Below are 20,486 nucleotides of genomic sequence, written 5' to 3'. Positions count from 1 at the left end.
CGCATCTTGGTGAGTGGTTGTTCGGGGTGCTCGACGCTCCGCGGCGCCGCGGTGTCGATGGTCCCATGTGCGCTGACTGGTACTGGTCTTCGGGTCCGCTGGACGTCAGCGGGATGGGCTTGGAGATGGAATGTACGGCCGGTACTGGTCAAAGGTTCCGTTCTGGATGGGCACGTTGATTGAGGCCTGTTGCCCTTTCACTGTTACCAGTAGATCGGTACGGGCACCGGGCGGCTCCTGCGTGCTGTTGAAGATCAGACGTGACTGGTCAAACTCGACGTGTCCCAGAGCGGGGATCTTCACTGGATGTTGTTCATCGGAGTCGGCAAGGACCATTTGTATGTCCGTAGCGGTCGTATTGAAGATCGTTCCCAGGACGCGCCCGGGTTCGCTCTGCCCGGACGTCACGATCAGGACGCTCCGCAATTGCAGTCCCGAGAAGTTCAGGTCCGCGCCGAGGGCAATGGGGTCGCGATCTCCTTCAGAGGAGTGGTAGCAGCCGGTCAACACAGCCGCTGATATCGCCAGGGCCGGGATCAGGCGGAAGAACTCTGTGATGCTTCGGGCGGGTTTCATGGGAGGTCCTTATCGTGGTGCTGTGAATTGATTGGCTGATCAAACCTGAAGCCGCAGGCGCAACTGTAGGTGATGACAACGTCGTGGACGGTGCTGGTGCGGCATTCTCCAAGGGGTCCCTGGCGTGATGTCGTCATTGGCTCGCCGCAATGGGTGTGCGTTGTGAGCATCCGAAGAAGCTGGGGATCGATTGACATTGCTTTCAGGCCTTCCGTCCCGCGTTGTTTCATGACTCATCACGGCCTGTTTTGACCTCGGCGCCGGTGGATCTTGTATGCATTGTGGCCTCTCTGGGATATGTCGGTGGTGGGATGGCCGCCCCTCGCCGGCCGGTAGCGCCCCTGCCTGTGAAGGAGTGGATCGTCTAATTACGCCGGGCGGGAAAGCAAGGGCTCGCCCGTTCGCCGGTTAGCTGGCTCATCCTCGAGACGCCAACGCCCGTCCTGGCATCCAGATAGTGCTTGATGCCCGCTGATTCCATGACCAGCCCGTACAGCCGCTGAAAGTCGTCGTCGAGATTCTGGCCGCTCATGCTTCCCACCTAAAAAATGTGGCTGCGGGCGCGCAGTACGCCCGCGGGTCCTGTGCCGGATCGAGGACGGAGCCGCGCCGGCCCCGTGCCGGCAGGTGGTGCCGGCGACGAAAGTAGATATTGCGGACATCGACGCCTCATCTCAGGCTGAGCCGGAGGCGGGAACCGGCTCGGTGTCTTTTTGCCATGGCCACCGTCCGGTGATTTCCAGCTCCAGAGAGAAGCTTAGGAATGTCCGGATGACCACGATCACCGACAGGACGCCGACACTGGTAAAGGTGGGCGTCACGGCCACGGTGCGAATGATGTCTGCGGCGACCAGGAGTTCAAGGCCAAGAAGGATGGACCGCCCCAGCAACTGCCGGTATTCCCGGTAGAGCGACCGGTTTAGGGGACGGCTGCCTTCCTCGAGGTTTCGGCGGCGTACAGCCAGCGGCACGGAGACCACGGCGCCGATGACCATGACGGCCACTCCCGCAAAGTCCAGGTACCGCCCGCTGGTTTCGATAATGAGTCGCAAATCCACGTCTGTCTCCCCGCAAGCTGCGTCTCGCCCGGTCATGCCGACAGGACCCAGCCTGCTCGGCAGCTCCTGGCATGTCCGTCCCCTAATGAAGAGGCCTTAAACAAGTCTGGCCCATCACTTGCGAACAAGCAATCAATTGTCCGCGCCTCGCTCCCTTCCTGCTGCATCGTTGCACTCCTGTAACCACTCACGGCGCCGGCACGGGCAATGGGGCGATAGGGTTATTTGCTAATTGGTAACTATTCGAAAGGTGCGTCCTAAACCGCAGCGGCGTTTCGACCGCCTCTTGGCATGCCCCGGCAGGGCTTAATAGCCTTACCTCTGGCGTGCGATACGAACGAAGGAAGTCTTGCATGCTGATCAAAGACATTCTGTGGAAGAAAGCCGGGGCCTTTATCGCCGCCGCCGTTATCGGCGGCTTCCTGGTCGCCGGACTCCTGGCCCCGGCGGCCGCGTTGAGCTCGACGGCGGCAGGGGCATCCATTAGGTTCTTTGATCAACTCCCCTCGAATCTGGAGCTGGAGCCGCCGGCCAGGAAATCCCGGGTCCTGGCGAAAAACGGGTCGGTCATCGCCACTTTTTACGCCCAGAACCGGGCCCCGGTGGACCTGGAACAGATGTCACCGTTCATCCGGGACGGGATCGTGGCGATCGAAGACGCACGTTTCTACGACCACGGCGGAATTGATCCCACCGGCATCCTTCGCGCGCTCTTCGTGAACGCCCGGGGCGGCAGGCAGGGCGCATCGACAATCACCCAGCAGTACATCAAGAACGTCCTCATCCTGTCATCTGCACCCGGCAGCAGCAGCGCAGACGTCGCTAAGACAGACGCCTCCCGAAGCATCGGCGACAAGCTTCGGGAAATGAAGCTTGCCATCGGGCTTGAGGAGAAATACTCCAAAGACCAGATCCTGCAGGGTTACCTGAATCTCGTCTATTTTGGCAATGGGGCCTACGGAGTTCAGGCGGCAGCGAAAACATATTTCGGAGTGCCCGCCAACGCTCTGACCCTTCCCCAGGCCGCAGCACTGGCCGGGATAGTGAACAGGCCAGCTTACTACGATCCCCTCACACAGCCAGACCACGTGGTGGCCCGGCGGAACGAAGTCCTGGACAAAATGCTTCAGCAGGGAAATATCTCCCCCACGCAGCACGACAAAGCTACGGCATCACCCTTGGCCTTGGACGTCCAACACACCCAACAGGGCTGCGCCGCTGCGACCGCACCCTATTTCTGTGACTACATCCAACGGCTGATCCTCAACGATCCCGCCTTCGGAACAGACGAGGCAGCCCGGCACAGGCTCCTCTACGAAGGCGGACTGACCATCCGCACCACGCTGGACCCGGACCTGCAAAAGACCGCCCAGGAACAGGTCAACGCCTCACTGCCCGCAACAGACCCCCTGCAACGCGGCGCCGCCCTTGTCAGCGTTGAACCCGGCACCGGCAAAATCCTGACCATGGCCCAAAACACCATCTACGACCCGACCCCAGGACCCGGACACTACACAGGCAACCTCACCCTTCCCGAGAAGGACAGCAACGGCAATCCGCTTCACGGAGCGGGCGGCTTCCAGATTGGATCCACCATGAAACCGTTCGTGTTCGCCGAGTGGCTGAACTCCGGCCGGTCCATGGCCACAATACTGGACGGCTCGGTCCGCATCTACAAAGCCGGTTATCCGTGGAAAAACAGCTGCGGCACGACAACCGGCTCCTACGATCCAGCCCTGGGCCAGACTCCCCTGCCCAACGACGACCCCTACCACTACTACCGGATGAGTGTCCTTCAGGGCCTGTACCAATCAATCAACACCATCACGTTCCAGTCAGCGGCCCGGTTGGACTTTTGCAACATCCAAAAAATGGCCACGGCCGCCGGAATCAAGAACGGCCACACCAACAAGCCCTACGACCTCTCCAGCATCGCGAGCCTGATCGGTACCCAGGACGTCGCACCACTGGACATGGCGAACGCTTATGCTACGTTCGCCGCAAACGGAGTCCACTGCAAGCCGGTAGCACTGGAGTCCGCCACCGGCCCCGACGGCCGCAACTATCCGATGCCGGCAGCCGACTGCCGGCGGACCATCAAGTCGGACGTCGCCGCGGGCGTCACATATGCCCTTAAACCCGTGCTCACCAAGGGCTCGGGCTACAACATCCCCGTGGGCAAGGAACAAGATATCTTCGCCAAAACCGGCACCACCGACGGCCACACCCAGACATGGACGGTAGGGGCTACCACGGGCATCTCGACCGCCTCCTGGTTCGGCAGCTACAAGGGATTCGGACCAAAGTGGGCGAACGAGAACATCACCATCAACGGAACGTACTACACCGGACTGGACGGGGCTAACATCGCCGGCACCCAATGGGCCCGCCTCATGAACGCCGCAGCGCCGCAATATCCAGGCCACCGGTTCCCCACACCGCCGCCATCAATGTTGCGCTGAACGCGGCGGTCGGCAGCACCCAGACGGCCGGGACGACAGAACCCGCCGAATTGGTCCTAGTCAACGCCTTCGGTGACCTGAGGATAGGGAACGGCGGGATCTACGAGTGCCTGCACCCCTCCGGGGACGAAACGCACGTGAACGCCATGTTCCTCCGTTGCTGCCGACTGTTCCAGGACCGGCAGCACTGTCGCGGTGAAGGCAGGATCCTTGGCGGCAAGGTAGGAGACGTACGAATCCGGTAGCCGGGACGGAAGGTCAAGGGGGTACACATTGCCTGAAGGCGCGGACGCGCCACCAAGCTCAGCAGGGACACGCTCCGCCAGGACCCGCCTGCCAAGGGCTTTGCCCAGCACGGCGCCGTAAAGCAGATGGGCGGCCAGCATCGTCACCGCCCTGCCGGCCTTGTCCCGGTGCGCAGGGGGCAATATTCCCATCGCCGGCAGCCAACCCTCGTACCCCACCGCCCACACAAGTGCACCATAGGCGAGGCCCGCGCCCGAGGTGGCCTGCTTCCTGCGTACCACGGCATAAAGACATCCACCGGCCGCCCCATACCCAAAATGGGCAAGGACAGCAGCCGCGTCCCTGAGCGGTACTGGAAACCGGGGAAGGAACTTATCGATGATTTTCCGGGGCGGCTCGTAATTCATCATGCCGGTGACATCGGCGGCAACGAGCAGCGCGCTCATCACTCCTGTAGCGACCAGCCCCGCCAAACCGCCGCTGGCAACAGTCTCGGACGTTGGTTCACTGCTATAGATATCCATCCCTTCATGGAACCCGGATATTTGTGTGAGCGCAAGCAAGCTCATGATTAGACGGGCTTTCCCCAATCACGGCAGCCTGACAACATGAGTCCCGTTGGATGCGGCAACTTGAGAAGTCCAACTGCTTGCCCGGGTTACGAAACCCCTGTCCCGGACACCCCCATCAGCGGAATTTTGCCCGAGGGGAGGAGGCGATACAAATAGCCATTGCGGACTGGTAACTATTGCGATACGCTTCCTATCTCTTCCGCATAAAGCGAAAGGAGAGTTACAGATGGAAACAGCAGGCAGGGTTGTCCTCGTAACGGGAGCCACCGGGGGGACCGGCAGGGCCGCGGCGGCCCTGAGTCGAAAGGATGCCCCGTGAGACCTTTGGAAGTGGTCAGAGCAGGATTTGGCAGCGCGGAGCTCCTGGCTCCGGGAGCGGCGGAATGCTCCCTGATCGCCCGCGGCCCCGATGCCCACGCCCGCACGTTCATCCGTGTTCTAGGGGCACGGCACCTAGTACAGGCCACCGCCACTACCATCTTCGGTGGCGGCGCTCCCCTGCACTGGATCAGTGCCGCGGTCGATGCCCTTCATGCCTTGACGATGTTGGGCCAGGCCGCGGTGGACCGGCGACGGCGGCACGCCGCGGTCGCCAATGCGGCCATCGCCCTGGCTTTCGCCGCGGGGGAACTTCGATCAGGGACCCTCAGAGGCCGTCTGCACCTAGACAGAGAGCACCGCGCCGGCATTACGGGGCAGGCGGTGGGCCACGAGCAGGCAGACGCACTGGTCAGCGGTGCGCGTCATACAAGGATCGGACCATGACTACCGATCAAAGCAGTGGCGAAGGGGCCGGCTTCTTCACCAGATTCACCTCCAGGACGGCAAAAGTTCTGGGCCACGCCTGGATCTTCGCCGCGGCCGTCGCCGTTCTGGTGCTGTGGGCCTGCACCGGGCCGCTGCTGGGTTTCTCCAATACCTGGCAGCTGGTGATCAACACTGGCACGACGATCGTGACGTTTTTGATGGTGTTCATCATCCAGAACACGCAGAACCGGGACTCCGCCGCGTTGCACCTCAAACTTGACGCCATAATGCACGAGCTTCGCGTCACCAGCTCCAAACTCTACGAAGCTGAAGACCAGGGCGAAGACGAAATCGAGCGTCAGCGCAAGCACATCGAAGCACAATCCGAAGAGCCTCCGGGCAAAGTAGAGCGGCACGTCAATCAGGCGAACAAGAACGAGGAGAAATGAGTACCCGCCATGGCCAGCGATTACGACGAAGTCCGCCCTGAGGTAAAAGAGTCCCAGGAAAGTTCCCTGGAGGCGCTCCGGACAGAAAACACCCCCGACGCACACAGCGTCGTGAGGGAACTCGAGGAGGCCGACAGCATCGACGGCGTCGACCTGCCCGGCGACTTCATCGCCGAGGAGCTCATCGTAGAAGTTGTGCCCCGAAAGAAGGATGAGTTCGTATGCTCCTCCTGCTTTCTGGTCCACCACCGTTCCCAGGTGGCCAAGGAGAAAGACGGACACGTCTACTGCATTGAATGCGAGGGATGAAGCAGTGACGGTCCTGCCAGCCCCTGACCACAACCATGTGACCTTGAGGGGCGTGGGCCTGCCACCCCAGCAGCTTGGCGGCTCCGTCCAATGAACAGCGGTCGTGCGCGGGTCGAGCAGAACAGGCAGAAGCATTTCCGCTTAGGCGGCGGCTACAGGGTCGCCACCGGCCGGTTCCTGGTTCTTCATGCCGTATCACTGTGCCTGGTCCTGGCAGGCATGTCCTCGTTTGTACTGACCCTTGGCGACGTGCTGAACAGCAGCGGGCTTGCAACCATCGACGGACCCCTGACCGACTGGTTCGTCGATCATCGGACGGATACAGCCACGGTGGTTATGGCCGGATTCGCCTTCGTTTTCGGGCCCGCGGCGCTTCCCGTGATCATTTTGGTGGCCGTCGTTGCGTGGGCTTTGGTGACCCGTCGCCTGTGGCGCCCAATACTGCTGGCCGGGACGATGATCACCGGGGTGGTCCTAACGGAGGTCATCGCTCACGTGGTCGGACGTTCGAGGCCCCCTGCCGAAATAATGATGCTTGGCGCAGACGCGACATCCTCTTTTCCCTCCGGACATGTCGTTGGCGCCTCGAACTTTCTGCTCGTCGGGGCTTACCTGCTCTTTTCGCGATCCTCCCGCAGAACTGCCCTGATCGCTGCCTTCGGTACCGCTGCGCTCGGCATCACAGTGGAAGCAGCAAGCCGTGTCTACCTCGGCTACCACTGGTTCACCGACACGGTGGCCTCCGCTTCCCTCTCCATCGTTCTCCTCGCAGTCGTGATCCTGCTGGATGTTAGCCGCGGTGAGCGGTCAGGTCCTGAACACACAGAGTGATCTCTCCCGGGGACCTGATCCCCCGCTTCCTCCTGCCGGAACGCCTCCGGGGGCGCGCCCCGAGGGTCCGATGGTACAGGGAGCCTCGCCGAGTGACACACGATATCAGGGACCGGGAAACGCTACGGCCAGGAAAATTCAGTCGGCCGGTGGCAACCGGTGAAGGTGCATCGCGCCCGCAAAGCCTGCCCGGAACTCCGACTGCCCCAACTGAAGCCCTTGGGGAGGCAGGCCCGCTTAAGACCTTTCTTCTGCAGCAGGTCCCTGACGTAGGCTGTGTTTTTCCCGGAGCTCGCGTCCGCGCCGGATCTCTTCTTCCTCCTGCCGGTGCAGTTTGTCGCTCTTCTTTGTGTCCCTTGGCGGCAGCTGAACAGTTACTTCGGCTGTGAAGCCGCCGTGGAATTCCCTGCCCCGCTCTGTCTCGGCATCGAACTCGGCTCAGAAAAGCATAGAAACATTCAGAATCCACAGCCACAGCAGCATGATGACTACGCCTCCGATGGTGCCATAAGTCTTGTTGTGATTGCCGAAGTTGCCGTGTAGGCACCGAAACCCACAGATGCCAGCACGAAGGGCCCACCAGCGCGATAAACGTCCGTGGGCTCAACCAGCGGAACCGGGGCTGGCGCAGCTTGGGGGTGACTTAGTAAAGAACCGCGACGCTGACGACTACCGGTAAGATAATGACTGGCCATCTAGCAATACTCCACACGGTCAGGAACAGGCCGCCAAGTCCCAGCAGAGGGCCCACGGCCTCGGCGATGGGGCTCGTGGATACGAGCAGGGCCGCCAGCATCGCAACGAAAACCACGGCAAGAATCGCTACGCCGGTTGGTCAGGCAGGTGGGACCACCGCTGCGCTTCTCGATATGCTGCCCAGCATTGCGCCCCGCTCCACGGTCAACGTGATTCGCGGCCCCATTGAGGAACTGAGGACATCACAGACGGCCGGCGTCGCCCTCACGATCGTCATCGTAGCGGCCTTCTGGACCGCTTCACGAAGGGGCGTAGTGCAGGAAAGAGAGCGGGCTGCCGCAACCTGGTCTGTCACGTTTGCCAGCCGATTTACTGCCGATGCCCCATCCTGGCCCCTTCATATCGCAGACTGTTGCAATATCGCCGACTGTTGCGCAAACGCAACTAGTGCGGGAAGCTTGACAAGGAACGGTTTTAATCTGAGGAGGAGAAGTTATGCGTGCGTTGACAGTTACTCCCGGAAAAAAAGATTCAGTCAAACTGCGCGATGTGCCGGAGCCGGCCAGTGGGGAGGGTGAGGTGCTGGTGGAGGCCCTGGCGGTGGGCCTGTGTGGAACCGACAGCGAAATCATCGCCGCGGAATACGGTAAGGCGCCCCCTGGGCAGGATTATCTGGTGCTGGGGCACGAAAATCTGGGCCGGGTGCTGGATGCTCCCCCGGGCTGCGGCGTGGCCGCCGGCGACCTCGTAGTGGGTATTGTTCGCAGACCCGACCCTGAGCCCTGCAAAGCCTGCACCGCCGGGGAATGGGACATGTGTCTGAACGGCAAGTACACCGAACACGGAATCAAGGGCGTGGATGGCTTCGCAAGGGAACGCTGGCGGGCGGACGCCCACGCGATGGTAAAACTGGACCCCGGCCTGGCGGATGTGGGCGTTCTGCTGGAGCCCACCACCATCGTGGCCAAAGCATGGGAGCAGATCAACCGGATCGGACAGCGCGCATTTTTTGACCCCCACACCGCCGTCGTGACCGGGGCGGGCCCCGTTGGCCTGCTGGCCGCGCTGCTGGGAGTCCAGCAAGGCCTGGACGTCCACGTGTTCGACATCGTCACGGACGGCCCCAAGCCGGACCTTGTCCATGATTTGGGCGCCACCTACCACAGCGAACCCCTGCCGCAGTCAGGCATCAAGCCCAACATCCTGGTCGAATGCACCGGCGTCACCCCCGTGGTCCTGGACGCCCTCAAATGCCGCGCCCAGGACGCCATCACTTGCCTGACCGGCGTTTCCGGAACAGGTAAGCAAACACCTGTCGACGTGGGTGCACTCAACCGCGAGGAGGTACTCATGAACGGCGTGATCTTCGGCAGCGTCAACGCAAACCGCCGCCACTACGACGCCGCCGCTCAAGCACTGGCCAAAGCGGACGGGGTATGGCTGCGCAGCCTCATCAATCGCCGGCTCCCGCTGGATAGCTTTGCTGAGGCCTTCAAACGCCAGACCGACGATGTCAAAGTCGTCCTCGATGTCACCCGCGGCACCGACGAAAGCCTAAGCCATGAGTGAGGGGGCGCAGTGGGACGCCGGGACCGGCCATTGCCTCCCCTCGGGACGTCAATATGAAATTTCCTTTGAACGGCAAAGGGCCCTAGTGACCGAAGTCGGGGGCGCCCTCCGGGATTACCTGCTGGACGGATGGCCCCTGCTGGACGGTTATGGGCCTGATGAGATGTGCACGGGCGCGCGTGGCCAGTCCCTGATTCCCTGGCCCAACCGCATCCAGGGCGGCAGTTACGAGTGGGAGGGCCAGCGGCTGCAGCTCGACCTGAGCGAGCCGGACAAGGGCGGGGCCATCCACGGGCTCACGCGTTGGCGGAACTGGGGGACCCCGGCGGTGGAGCACACTGAGGACTCCATCTCCTTTACCTACACGCTCCACTCCTGCCAGGGCTGGCCCTGGATCCTTGACTGCCTTGTGGAGTACCACCTGGGCCCGGGAGGTCTGACCGTGCGGACCACGGCGATGAACCGAAGTGCGTCACGGTGCCCCTACGGGACAGGGGCGCATCCTTACCTCAGCACCGGAGTCAGCACTCCAGGGGCCATCAATGCCGCGTTGGTCCAGGTGCCAGGTCGCACTTTCCTGCCCGTGGACGGGCGTGGCATACCCACCGGCCGGGAGCGGGTTGAGGGCACCGCGTACGACCTGCGGGAACTCCAACAACTTGGCGGGCGGCACATCGACGTCGCCTACACGGACCTGGTCCGTGACACTGAGGGGCGGGCCCGGGTGAAACTCCTGCGCCCGGATAACTCCGGAGGAGTTGAGCTGTGGGTGGACGGTTCCTATCCGTACCTGGAAATCTTCACCGGGGACACGCTCCCCCAGCCCGGCAGGCATCGGAGCGGGCTGGGGGTTGAACCAATGACGTGCGCCCCGGACGCTTTTAACTCGGGCGAGGGCCTGATCACCCTTGAGCCCGGGCAATCCCACACCGGCGAGTGGGGGATCACGCCGCTCTGACCGGCCCGCTAGGTCCTCGCAGCGGTATTGGCACTGCCATGAGCCGTTCGCCAACTATTGCTTAAACGCAATCATTGGGGTTCAATGAAGACATGGCTTGCGGCACCGGGACTTCGTCATTTCATGTGTTGGCTCCCAGGGTAAAGCGGCCGTCAGTGGTGCCTTGGACACCGGCGGCGGCCGCGAAAGCCTCAAGTGCCGCAGCCAGTGCCGGGCGGCGACCCGATGGCATCCTCAAGATAACCTCCGCGATGGCTTGCCGCCGGTGCTCGAGCACGGAGTTCACCAGAGCTTTTCCTTTTGCGGTCAGTTCGAGGCGGATGTATCGCCGGTCGGCGGGGTCTTCGCGCCGCTCAAGCAGGTCAGCAGCGACGAGCCGGTCGCAGATGCGAGTGGCGTTGGAGGCATGCACGCCCAGTTCCGCGGCCACGCCGCCCAGATTTTGCGGTCCCCGCGTGTGGATGAGGACCAGGACCCGCAATTGCGGGGTGTTCACCACGTCCTCGACCTCTGCCACTGAGCGGGATACGACGCGCAAAAGGGTATCCGCGGCCCGCATTACCGCTTCAACTTCCCGGCTCGAAGGTTCCGGGACTAATTCAGATCCACCAGCTGTATCCATGAGTACCAGTTTCCTCCGGTAGTTGCTTTCCCGCAAAATTTGAAGATTACAGAGCCGCAGTACGGGAAATCCCGGATAAGGAGAAATTGTGGGAACACAACGGGTAAAGGGCGCCTTGGCCGGAACCGTCGATGGGATCGGCCCGTTCACCGGGAAGGTGCTGGCCGGCCGGTTTGAGCGGTCCCGTTCGGCACTGACCTCCGTGAGGATCTTCCCCGAGCCATCAGAGCCAGCAAAGGGAGGTGCGGCCTCCGGCCCCGACCCCTTTTTGAGCAGCGGCGGGGGTGGTGCAAGCCTGCCGCCGCACAGCCAAGAATAGAGCTTCCTGTGAGGTCCATACATATCGGACCCGCTACACGTTGACAACAATGGAAAGGATTCATCCTGTGAAAATCCTGCGAACCGAACCGGCACCTTGCCTCCTGGTGGGGATACTGTGATGCCCGCATGGTTGCTGGCATGGATGTGGGGCACCATCGCCGGCGGCGCGCTAGTCGTGGGGTGCGGCCTGGCGTGGAAGTGGAAGATCCCGTCCAAGGTCGTGTCATCGGTGATGTCCTTTGGCGCGGGCGTCTTGATCTCGGCCCTCGCCTTTGAACTCGTGGAACAAGCTGTCAACGGCGGGGGCCTGTGGCCGACGGTCGGCGGCTTCGCCACCGGCGCTGTGCTCTACGTAGCCGCGAACGCCCTGCTGGCCCGCAAAGGGGCCAAGCACCGGAAGCGGTCAGGCGGGAAACAGCCCTCCGAGCAACAAAAGCCGGGCAGCGGGACGGCTATCGCGATCGGGGCCCTCCTGGACGGTATCCCGGAATCGGTCGTTCTGGGCGTGGGTTTGGTGACCGCCGGTGCAGTCAGCCCCGCCATGCTGGCGGCCGTCTTTATCTCCAACGTCCCGGAAGGCCTCTCCAGCACCGCGGGCATGAAAAAGGCCGGCCGGAGCGCCAAATATGTGTTTGGGGTGTGGGTGGGAATTGCTGTCATTTCCGGTCTCGCAGCCTTGGTTGGCTTCCTGGTCCTGCAGGACGCACCGGCGGAAGTTGTCGCCTTCATCACCGCCGTGGCCGCCGGGGCGATCCTGGCCATGCTCGCCGACACGATGATCCCCGAAGCCTTCGAAGAACACCACCTGCTCACCGGCCTCATCGCGGCCGTCGGATTCCTGGCCGCCTTCACCGTCGATCAGGTAGGCGGCTGAACCACGACTGAAAGGAAACCCATGACCTCCAATCCAGACAAGGCCGGCCGCGCCAACCCTGAGCCACTGAACCCTGACCCCACGGGCCAGGACCCCAGCGCCACAGACCCAGGCGTGGACGCAAAACTGCAGCTCCAGCTCGCTATCTTCGGCGTCACCAAGGACGCCCAGGGCAAAAGCCTGCAAGAGATCCTGCAAAGGCTGCGGTCTGCCTTCGCAGACCACGGCGTTCAAACACCGCCGGGCACTTGGCTCGAGTCCGTGGCTTCCTCGGCGTTCTACGGCGAGCCCTACATTATCGACCTCCCCGCGGCTCTTGCGGCCGACAGTACCCTGCCCGCCCCAAGCACAGACGTGCGTCGCAGGCTTGCCATCCGACGCCGGCTGCGGCAGGAGAAACTACCGGCCGGCACCTTCCCCTCCCCGGCCGCATGGGATGTACCGGCCAACGAGATCACCCACCCCGGCAGATCCGGGCACATCCACCCGGTCACCATCTCCCGGACAGCAAGAGGGACCCGCATGGTCCTGGCGGCTGTCGGGGCGGTAATGGCGGTGCTTATGGCCATCCGGGCTGTCCGGGGGCCCAAAACACACCCCAGCGCTGCCGCTCCAAACACTCGACGGTGCGGGCCGGAAGGATAACAATGCCTGAAATCAGTGATTACGCACTCATCGGTGACCTGCACACAGCCGCACTGATCAGCACCAGCGGGTCAATCGACTGGATGTGCCTGCCAAATTTCGACTCCCCCGCCTGCTTCGCCGCCTTGCTGGATACCACTGCAGCGGGGCGCTGGCTCCTGGCACCTGCCGGGGCCCAGAAGTGCACCCGCCGGCGGTACCGCCCCGGCACACTCATCCTGGAAACCGAATGGGAATCAGCCGACGGAAGAGTCAGGGTCACAGACTTCATGCCGATCCGCGACGACGCCGCCGACCTGGTACGGATCGTCGAAGGGCTCAGCGGCACCGTACAGATGTACGGGGAACTATGTATCCGCTTCGATTACGGCCACATCGTCCCGTGGGTGCGGCGCAAAGACCACGGGCTCAGCGCTGTCGCCGGCCCCGACGCCGCCTACCTCACCACCGAAGCCCCACTCGAAGGCCGGGACATGCGCACGATCAGTGAATTCACGGTCCGGGCCGGCGAAACGGTGCCCTTCGTGCTGACCTGGGTTCCCAGCAGCAAACCAGCCCCGCGCCAAACAGACCCCGACAGGGCACTCCGAGTAACGGAGGACTTCTGGCAGGACTGGCTCAGCCGGAGCAGGATGGAAGGAAAGTACAAGGACGCCGTAGAACGTTCGTTGATCACCCTCAAAGGGCTCATTTACGCTCCAACGGGTGGCATCGTCGCCGCCCCAACCACTTCCCTGCCAGAGGACCCGGGTGGATCCAGGAACTGGGATTACCGGTTCTGCTGGCTTCGCGACGCGACCCTAACGCTGCAGTCACTGCTCGCGGGCGGCTACACAGAAGAAGCAGCCGCCTGGCGGGAATGGCTGCTGCGTGCCGTCGCCGGGGACCCTGCCGACCTGCAAATCATGTACGGTATCGACGGCACCCGCCGGCTCCCCGAGACGGAACTACCTTGGCTGTCAGGATTCGAGAACTCCAAACCTGTCCGGATAGGAAACGCTGCCGCTCCCCAGCTGCAACTGGATGTATGGGGTGAGGTCCTGGATGGTCTCTCCCTGACCCGTTCGGCCTTTCCGGATACTGTTGATGATTCCTGGGACATCCAGGTGGCCCTCATGGAATACCTCGAAGGGGCATGGGACAAACCAGACAACGGGCTCTGGGAGATGCGCGGCCCCCGCCGCCAGAACACCCACTCAAAAGTCATGGCCTGGGTCGCCGCAGACCGCATGGTCAAAGGAATCCACAAATACGGCCCCCCAGGTCCCGAGGCCCGCTGGGCCGCACTTCGCGACACCATCCATAAAGATGTCATGACGCACGGCTTCGACACCGAGTGCAACACCTTTGTCCAGTCTTACGGAAGTAAAGAGCTGGACGCGAGCCTCCTGCTGATTCCCCGCGTCGGTTTCCTGCCCCACGACCATCCCCGCGTCGTCGGCACCGTCGACGCCATCCAGCAGCACCTCACCGAAGACGGCTTCGTGCTCCGCTACCGCCCACAGGCGAGCAATGATGGCCTGCCCGGAACGGAAGGCGTCTTCCTCGCCTGCTCCTTCTGGCTGGTCGACGCCCTGCTGGGGATCAACCGCCGCCCCGAGGCCGAGGAACTTTTCGAGCGCCTCCTCAGCCTCCGCAACGACGTGGGCCTGCTCAGCGAGGAATGGGACCCCAAGAACCAGCGGCAACTGGGCAACACCCCACAGGCATTCAGCCACTTCCCCCTCATCCACTGCGCCCTGCAACTCCACCAGGGGCGTGCCAGGCAGAGCGACACGCCTCTGCCGAGCCCCAAAGACGGCGACCGCGGCCGGCCCGACGGGCACGAGGAACCCGTCAGAGGAAGCGCCACGTGAAGGCTGACGCTGTAGTTGTGGGGGCGGGACCCAACGGGCTCGCTGCTGCCGTAACCTTGGCGCGGGCCGGGCTGAAGGTGCGGATGATTGAGGGAGCACAGACGGTCGGGGGCGGAGCCCGGACGGCAGAGCTGACGTTGCCCGGGTTCCGCCACGACGTGTGTTCAGCCGTCCACCCCATGGCCCTTGCCAGCCCTTTCTTCCGGGCCTTTGAACTTGACAAGCGCATTGAGCTCCGTGTGCCCGAAATCTCCTACGCCCATGCAGTGGACGCAGCCACAGCCGGGATCGCACACCACAGCCTTGCCCGAACCGCTGAGGACCTGGGCCCTGACGGGGAACGGTACCTCCGGCTGTTCCAACCCCTCGTTGAACGGGTCGACGGGATTACTGATCTCACCATGCACCAACTGCTGCGTATCCCCCGCGACCCCCTCGGATCGCTCCTCTACGCGGCCCGGACGTTGGAACAGGGAGGGCCCTGGTGGAACGCACGCTTCAAAGGAGACATCGCCCCAGCCATGATCACTGGCGTCGGCGCCCATTGCATCGGGTCACTGCCCGGGCTTGCGACCAGCGGCACGGCGATGTTGTTGGGCGCGCTCGCCCATGCCGGCGGCTGGCCGCTCCCCGTCGGCGGATCCCAATCGATCGCCAACGCCATGGCAGAGGACCTGCTGAACCATGGCGGTGAGATAGTCCTCGGCTCACCGATCACCGACTTGGCTGAAGTCCGCGACGGTTTCCGGCCCAGGGCCATCCTTGTGGACCTCTCAGCAGCGGGGCTTGCCCAAGTCGCCGGAGCCGAGCTCCCCACAAGCTACCTTCGCAAACTTGCCTCGTTCCGGTACGGAAACGGGGTCAGCAAGGTCGATTTCGCACTCTCAGAGCCCGTACCGTGGGCAAACCCTGCCCTTGGCGCAGCCCCCACCGTGCACTTGGGCGGAACCAGGGCAGAGATGTCACGGGCGGAGGCGGAGGTAGCGTCCGGAGGGTATCCCCGACAACCTTTTATCCTTGTGTGCCAACCATCAACCCTGGACAGCGGCCGTGCCCCCTCCGGGAACCACATCCTGTGGACCTACACTCACGTCCCTGCGGGCTCGGGCGTGGACTCGACCGAATCGATCATCCGGCGGGTCGAACAATTCGCACCGGGCTTCCGGGACGTCATCCTGGGTACGCACTCCATCACAGCCCACCAATACAGCCAGTACAACCCGAACTACGTTGGAGGCGACTTCTCCGCAGGCGCACTGTCCGCCCGTCAACTACTCAAACGGCCGGTTATTTCATCCGACCCCTGGCGGACGCCGGCAAAAGGTGTCTATCTGTGTTCATCCTCAACGCCACCGGGGCCCTCGGTCCATGGCCTATGCGGGTGGTACGCCGCCCAATCCGCCCTTAAACGAGAATTCGGTCTGCCCTCACCGGAACTGACCTACAGGACGGTGCCACGGGGTAAGCAGGCACTGGATGACGGGGCAAGGTAGCCCCAAAGAATCAGGCTCCAGAAGATCGGGGGCGGACTGAGACCTGGGGCCTGGAAGAGGAATAAGCGAATGCTCGAGTGTCCTCGGTAAGGGGACGGTCCGAAAACATTTCATTTGCGTTATCGCAATGGTAGCGTAGTGACAAGGACCTAAGGCCAGCGTCCGGCCGGCACCCCTTCGGAAAGGGAAAATCATGGATCAAGGTTCAACGGCCTTCCTCCAGTGGCTGTGCTGGATAGTTGCCGTGGTCAGCGCCGGCACCGCACTGATACGGGCCGGTGTGGCTTCCACCGCTGGGGTCATTCGGCAGAAAAGCGGACAGATAGGCGCGCTCTGGATCCTGTGCGCCGCTTCTGTTCTCACGGGCTTTATCCTCGCGGCAGCCGCTGTCCGGAGCGGCAGCTGAACAAACGCCACGGTGCGCGAACCGGTGGTCCTCAGTTAGGCCCGAACTGGTCACGATCATCATTCGGTCAACACCAAAAAAGCAGGAGGAAGAACCATGGCAACTGTCAGCGATTTTGTAGTCCAGCGCGTGAGGGATTGGGGGGTCAGCCGCATCTTCGCTTTTCCCGGCGACGGGATCGGCGAGTTCGACGGTGCTTTGGAGAAAGCCCAACGCGCTGCAGCGGGCCTGAAGTATGTGCGCCCCACACATGAGGAGATCTGTTCGCTGATGGCCACGGCCCACGCGAAGTTCACCGGTGAAGTTGGCGTCTGCGTTGCCACGTCCAGCCCGGGTGCTTTCCACATGCTCAACGGACTCTATGACGCGCAGATGGACAATCAGCCGGTCGTGGCAATCGTGGGCCAGCAGGGGCTCAACGCGCTGGGCACCTTCACCCAGCAGGAGAGCAACCTCGAACGCACCCTTGCCGATGTCGCCGTCTATGTCCAGACGATCGTCTCCCCTGAGCAGGCCCAGGCCGTGGTTGACACCGCGTTCCGTACCGCCAAAGTTCGGCTGGGACCTGCCGTGATCATCTTTCCCCACGACGTGCAGGGAATGAAGATGCCCGAGCTTGCCCCCCAGAACTGGGTATCTCGCTCCAGCGCTGTTGCGCCGTCCATCTCAATCGTCCCCCCGCAAAGTGAGATCGAGAAGGCAGCAGCAATCATCAACGCGGGCAGTAAAGTCACGTTCATCGTCGGCCATGGGGCGAACGGGGCCACGGATGAGGTTCTTAGGGCCGCAGAACTCTGCGGAGCGGGCCTGATTACGGCCTTACGCGCGAAACAGGTGATCCCCTCCGACGTGCCGCACCATTCCCAACAGCTCGGTCTCCTGGGTTCCCTGCCAAGCGCGCATCAAATGAGCGGCTGCGACACTCTCGTACTTCTCGGCACCAACTACCCCTACAGCCAATTCCTGCCCAAGAGCGGGCAGGCGCGGGCGATTCAGATCGATCTCAAACCCGAGCAGATGGGGCTGCGCTACCCCACCGAACTCAACCTGTGGGGAGACGTGAGAGCAACCCTCACCGCGCTTATCCCGCATCTGAACTCGAAAACCGACCTCTCCTGGCAGAAGACCGTCGCCGAGGAGATGCTGGAATGGGAAAGGGAGATGGAAGCGCAGGCCATGCTGTCCTACCAAGACGGCGTCAACCCCCGGCGCGTCTATCACGAATTGAACAAGCGCCTGCCCGCGGGCGCCATCGTCACCGCGGACGCCGGTTCAACGGCAGACTGGTACGGCCACCACATCAGGCTCCGCCGCGGCATGCTCGGTGATCTTTCCGGGCGGCTCGCCAGCATGCTCGCCGCCATGCCGTACGCCACCGCAGCCAAGTTCGCCTACTCCGACCGGTCAGTTATCTGCACCATCGGCGACGGCGCCTTCCAGATGCTTGGCATGAACGAACTGATAACCATCAAAAAATACCTGCAGGAATGGGAGAACCCGCAACTGATCATCATGGTCCTGCACAATAACGACCTCACACAAGTGTCCTGGGAGATGCGCACCGAGGACGCTAACCCTGTATGGTCCACCTCCCAGGACGTTCAGTCAGTTGACTACGCTGGGTGGGCGGAATTGCTCGGCTTCAGCGGAATCCGGGTCAAGACCGACGACGAGGTCGCGGGCGCTTGGGACACGGCATTCGCGCACCAGGGGGTCACCGTCATCGATGCCTACACGAGCAAAAACGTACCGCCCCTTCCGCCGCACATCACCCTTGAGTTCGCAAAGCACACTGCGGAGGCGCTACTCAAGAAAGATCCGGACGGGGTGGACGTGGTGCGCGACTCGGCCAAGGCGCTCCTTACCGAAGGAATTGAACGCGTCAAAGGAACACTCCACATCGGCCAGGACCACGACGAGAACGAACACTAACGAGAGCACCAACGGAAGCCGGGAATTGGAAAACTGATCTAGTCGGACCACTGTGGATGACCTGCGGAAGCGTCAATAAGGCTGTACCAGTTGATTAGCGCGAACCGCTGCTTGCGGTAAAGCAACAATTGCGTGAAAATAAGAGCAGGGTTGCATCATGAAGCCTCCTCCTCAGCCGGCTGAGGGGTGCGTTCCATTGTTGGCGGCCCAACATGTAAAAGTCCTGCTCGTTCCGCCCAGGTAGCGGAAAGCGGACCGCCGGGGTCCGCGGGAGAGCAACAGCGTGCTGGGGCGCGGTCCCATCGGCCATATTGCGAAGGAGCAACTCTGATGGCACGCAACGTGACGTCCGCCCCTGCCGTGGGTAATGCCCGGTGGAAGCGGCTGATTCCCGTCGCAATCATCGTCTACATCATTTCGTTCATGGACAGAACCAATATCGGGTTCGCCCTCAACGGACTCCACCAGGACCTGGGCATTGATGCCGCCCAACAGGGACTGGCTGCCGGTATCTTCTTCATCGGCTACCTCGTCCTGCAAATCCCCGGTGGCCATCTGGCCGAACACTGGAGCGCGAAGAAATTCGTCGGCATTATGGTGCTCATCTGGGGTGTGCTGGCTGTCCTTTCCGGATTCATCCAGGATTTCACCCAACTGCTCGTGGTGCGATTCTTCCTCGGCGTCGCCGAAGCCGGGATCTGGCCGGCGATCCTTGTCCTGATCAGCCACTGGTTCCCCGCCGCTGAACGCGCCCGGGCCTACGCGTTCTGGATGATGAACATCGCCATTGCGTCCATCATCACCGCGCCCCTTTCCGGGTGGATCCTGTCGTTCTCAGACTGGCGGTGGCTGTTTATCATCGAAGGTCTTTTCCCGTTCGTGGTCGCGGCACCGCTGTGGTGGGCCCTGATCGCCGACCACCCGCGTGAAGCGAAGTGGTGCTCGGTGCAGGAGCGTGAGTACATCGAGAAGGGACTGGCTGCTGACGCCGCGGCCCATCCCCAGCAGGAAAAGCTGGGCCTGCGCCATGTCCTGTCCAACGCAGTGGTGTGGCGCCTGACCCTGGTGTACTTCCTCATCCAGATCGGCTTCTACGGAATCAACATCTGGCTGCCCCATGTGATCAAGACGATCACCTCCGGATCCTCCATCGAGGTCGGCTTCGTCACGGCGATCCCGTACGTGCTGGCTATGTTCGGCCTCTGGTACAACGCCAAGGCAGCCGACCGCTCCGGCCGTTACTCCACCCACGTGCTGCTGTCCATGGCCGTCGGTGCTGTTGCCCTCGTCATCTCGGTGGCAACCGGGGACAATCTTCCGTTCCTCGCAGTCACCCTCATCAGCATCGCCGTCGCCGGCGCCCTGGCCTACGACGGCCCCTTCTGGGCCTCCGCGTCCCGCGCGATGCCCGTAGCCGTCGCCGGAACCGCCATGGGGCTGATCAACGCGGTGGGCAACCTCGGTGGATTCGTCGGACCCTACGTTGGCGGGTACCTGCAAGACGTGACACATGGCAGCTTCCTCGCGACGTCGGTCTTCCTGGCGGCATGTTTGCTGGCTGCGGGCCTGGTGATGCTGACTCTGCGGCGCGGCGGCGACCGGCCGGTGCACGGCCGGTTGCGGGAGGAACAAGGGCGAACGATACGAACGGAAAAGCACGCCTAGAAGATAAGATGCGGGCACTCAGGTCACCGGCCGTCGGTTTTGGCCGGTGACCTGAGTGCAATTCACGCCCTCTCGGGAGGAGGATCAGGCAGCGAGAAGGGAACGAGGGAGCTGAACCGACTCCGGCAGTTCTTTGAAGGCCTGCTGGCTGGACGGAGGAGCTTGGCCCTTCCCCGGGGGTTGCTTTGGTGTTCAGGTC

At 62.6% G+C, this 20,486-nt stretch carries 19 protein-coding genes; 14 read left to right on the top strand and 5 right to left on the bottom strand.

What is annotated here, in order from left to right; genetic code table 11:
- Positions 1-105: 105 nt before the first annotated feature.
- The 3 genes from QRM95_RS10495 to QRM95_RS10485 all read right to left on the bottom strand — a co-directional run bounded on the left by QRM95_RS10495 (position 106) and on the right by QRM95_RS10485 (position 1,634).
- The gene (locus QRM95_RS10495) at positions 106-576 is read right to left on the bottom strand and encodes a hypothetical protein (RefSeq protein ID WP_285247690.1); all 471 of its coding nucleotides are present in this window, start codon (positions 574-576) and stop codon (positions 106-108) included.
- 364 nt (positions 577-940) lie between these two features.
- Complete coding sequence (locus tag QRM95_RS10490) at positions 941-1,108, bottom strand: hypothetical protein (RefSeq protein ID WP_285247689.1); 168 nt, start codon at positions 1,106-1,108, stop codon at positions 941-943.
- A 142-nt stretch (positions 1,109-1,250) separates the two neighbouring features.
- Positions 1,251-1,634 (bottom strand): DUF1622 domain-containing protein, encoded by a 384-nt coding sequence (locus QRM95_RS10485; protein WP_285247688.1) that lies wholly within the window; start codon positions 1,632-1,634, stop codon positions 1,251-1,253.
- 353 nt (positions 1,635-1,987) lie between these two features.
- On the opposite strand from QRM95_RS10485, the gene QRM95_RS10480 reads away from it, so the two are divergent.
- Positions 1,988-4,096 (top strand): transglycosylase domain-containing protein, encoded by a 2,109-nt coding sequence (locus tag QRM95_RS10480; RefSeq protein ID WP_285247687.1) that lies wholly within the window; start codon positions 1,988-1,990, stop codon positions 4,094-4,096.
- Between the two features lie 56 nt (positions 4,097-4,152).
- On the opposite strand, the gene QRM95_RS10475 is transcribed toward QRM95_RS10480, so the two are convergent.
- On the bottom strand, positions 4,153-4,866 hold the full coding sequence (locus tag QRM95_RS10475; RefSeq protein WP_350223884.1) for a DUF6789 family protein: 714 nt from the start codon (positions 4,864-4,866) through the stop codon (positions 4,153-4,155).
- A 363-nt stretch (positions 4,867-5,229) separates the two neighbouring features.
- Between QRM95_RS10475 and QRM95_RS10470 the strand changes: the two genes are divergently transcribed.
- The 7 genes from QRM95_RS10470 to QRM95_RS10440 all read left to right on the top strand — a co-directional run bounded on the left by QRM95_RS10470 (position 5,230) and on the right by QRM95_RS10440 (position 10,473).
- Positions 5,230-5,679 (top strand): hypothetical protein, encoded by a 450-nt coding sequence (locus tag QRM95_RS10470; RefSeq protein WP_285247685.1) that lies wholly within the window; start codon positions 5,230-5,232, stop codon positions 5,677-5,679.
- On the top strand, positions 5,676-6,110 hold the full coding sequence (locus QRM95_RS10465) for a low affinity iron permease family protein (RefSeq protein WP_285247684.1): 435 nt from the start codon (positions 5,676-5,678) through the stop codon (positions 6,108-6,110). The genes QRM95_RS10470 and QRM95_RS10465 overlap by 4 nt, the downstream gene beginning before the upstream one ends.
- A gap of 9 nt (positions 6,111-6,119) precedes the next feature.
- Positions 6,120-6,419: a DUF4193 domain-containing protein gene (locus QRM95_RS10460; protein ID WP_285247683.1), complete on the top strand. Its 300-nt coding sequence runs from the start codon at positions 6,120-6,122 to the stop codon at positions 6,417-6,419.
- Positions 6,420-6,509: 90 nt separating this feature from the next.
- A complete protein-coding gene (locus QRM95_RS10455; protein ID WP_285247682.1) occupies positions 6,510-7,250 on the top strand; it encodes a phosphatase PAP2 family protein in 741 nt (246 codons plus the stop codon).
- Between the two features lie 276 nt (positions 7,251-7,526).
- Positions 7,527-7,793, top strand: a complete 267-nt coding sequence (locus QRM95_RS10450) for a hypothetical protein (protein ID WP_285247681.1) — start codon at positions 7,527-7,529, stop codon at positions 7,791-7,793.
- A gap of 648 nt (positions 7,794-8,441) precedes the next feature.
- Entirely contained in the window at positions 8,442-9,515 is a 1,074-nt protein-coding gene (locus QRM95_RS10445; protein ID WP_285247680.1) for a glucose 1-dehydrogenase, read from the top strand.
- Positions 9,508-10,473: an aldose 1-epimerase family protein gene (locus QRM95_RS10440; protein ID WP_285247679.1), complete on the top strand. Its 966-nt coding sequence runs from the start codon at positions 9,508-9,510 to the stop codon at positions 10,471-10,473. The genes QRM95_RS10445 and QRM95_RS10440 overlap by 8 nt, the downstream gene beginning before the upstream one ends.
- A gap of 121 nt (positions 10,474-10,594) precedes the next feature.
- Here the strand turns inward: QRM95_RS10440 and QRM95_RS10435 are convergent, their stop codons facing one another.
- Positions 10,595-11,032: a MarR family transcriptional regulator gene (locus QRM95_RS10435; RefSeq protein ID WP_285247678.1), complete on the bottom strand. Its 438-nt coding sequence runs from the start codon at positions 11,030-11,032 to the stop codon at positions 10,595-10,597.
- Positions 11,033-11,534: 502 nt separating this feature from the next.
- Between QRM95_RS10435 and QRM95_RS10430 the strand changes: the two genes are divergently transcribed.
- From QRM95_RS10430 to QRM95_RS10405, 6 genes are all read left to right on the top strand, one after another.
- Positions 11,535-12,290: a ZIP family metal transporter gene (locus tag QRM95_RS10430; protein ID WP_285247677.1), complete on the top strand. Its 756-nt coding sequence runs from the start codon at positions 11,535-11,537 to the stop codon at positions 12,288-12,290.
- 21 nt (positions 12,291-12,311) lie between these two features.
- Complete coding sequence (locus QRM95_RS10425) at positions 12,312-12,935, top strand: hypothetical protein (RefSeq protein ID WP_285247676.1); 624 nt, start codon at positions 12,312-12,314, stop codon at positions 12,933-12,935.
- 2 nt (positions 12,936-12,937) lie between these two features.
- Positions 12,938-14,791, top strand: coding sequence for a glycoside hydrolase family 15 protein (locus QRM95_RS10420; RefSeq protein ID WP_285247675.1), 1,854 nt, complete (start codon positions 12,938-12,940; stop codon positions 14,789-14,791).
- Positions 14,788-16,284: a phytoene desaturase family protein gene (locus QRM95_RS10415; RefSeq protein ID WP_285247674.1), complete on the top strand. Its 1,497-nt coding sequence runs from the start codon at positions 14,788-14,790 to the stop codon at positions 16,282-16,284. Before QRM95_RS10420 ends, QRM95_RS10415 begins: the two co-directional genes overlap by 4 nt.
- A 502-nt stretch (positions 16,285-16,786) precedes the next feature.
- Positions 16,787-18,622, top strand: a complete 1,836-nt coding sequence (locus tag QRM95_RS10410; RefSeq protein ID WP_285247673.1) for a thiamine pyrophosphate-requiring protein — start codon at positions 16,787-16,789, stop codon at positions 18,620-18,622.
- Between the two features lie 330 nt (positions 18,623-18,952).
- Positions 18,953-20,287 (top strand): MFS transporter, encoded by a 1,335-nt coding sequence (locus QRM95_RS10405; RefSeq protein ID WP_285247672.1) that lies wholly within the window; start codon positions 18,953-18,955, stop codon positions 20,285-20,287.
- Positions 20,288-20,486 lie beyond the last annotated feature (199 nt).

Source organism: Pseudarthrobacter sp. efr-133-R2A-89 (assembly GCF_030209315.1).
GTDB lineage: Bacteria > Actinomycetota > Actinomycetes > Actinomycetales > Micrococcaceae > Arthrobacter.
The sequence above is the reverse complement of the archived record's forward strand: the minus strand, read 5'-3'. Positions and strand labels throughout refer to the sequence as shown.